At 60.9% G+C, this 563-nt stretch carries 1 protein-coding gene; it reads right to left on the bottom strand.

The genetic code is table 11. From position 1 onward, the window contains the following. Positions 1-563: VCBS domain-containing protein (locus Q0932_RS20465; protein WP_299357112.1), on the bottom strand; the 563-nt coding region annotated here is incomplete at both ends.

The raw sequence follows: 563 nt of genomic DNA, 5'->3' as shown, positions 1-563 counted from the left end.
GCCGAAGCCGTAGCGGCGCTCAGAACCGGCGCATCGTTGGTCCCATGGATCGTGATCTGGATCTGATGCGTCGTGCCATCTACGGTTCGCACGGTGACCGTATCGGTCAGTGTGTCGCCGTCGCCCAGGGCCTGAATGCGCGGATCGGTGTTGTCGCCTAAATAGATCCAGTCTCCCGTGGGGCCAATGACGAGAGATGTGTTGCCACCCAGTGAGGTCGGATAGGCAGGCTGATAGTGTGTGTTGCCGATAAACCGGTCTTCACCAGCGTCCGGATCAATCACATCGAGATGGCCACCGACCCGTAGCCACTGCATCCCGGAAATTCTGTCCTCTGTGACTGCACCGGTATCTTGTCCAGACACGCTTGCCGCATCCCCGGTCGGAACCAGCGTCAGCGAAGCAGTCTGCGCGACTGTACCGCCGTGGCCGTCGGTGACGGTGTAGCTCAGTTGGACAGGTCCGTTGTAGTTGGCATCCGGTGTGAATGTGAAGCCGTTGGCCGCGTCGCCAGAGATTGTGCCGTGGCTTGCGGTGAGGCCCGCGACTGAGAGCTGATCGCC

This window comes from uncultured Shimia sp. (genome assembly GCF_947498095.1).
Classification (GTDB): Bacteria; Pseudomonadota; Alphaproteobacteria; order Rhodobacterales; family Rhodobacteraceae; genus Shimia.
Note: the sequence above shows the minus strand (reverse complement) of the source record. Positions and strands in the feature narration are given on the sequence as shown.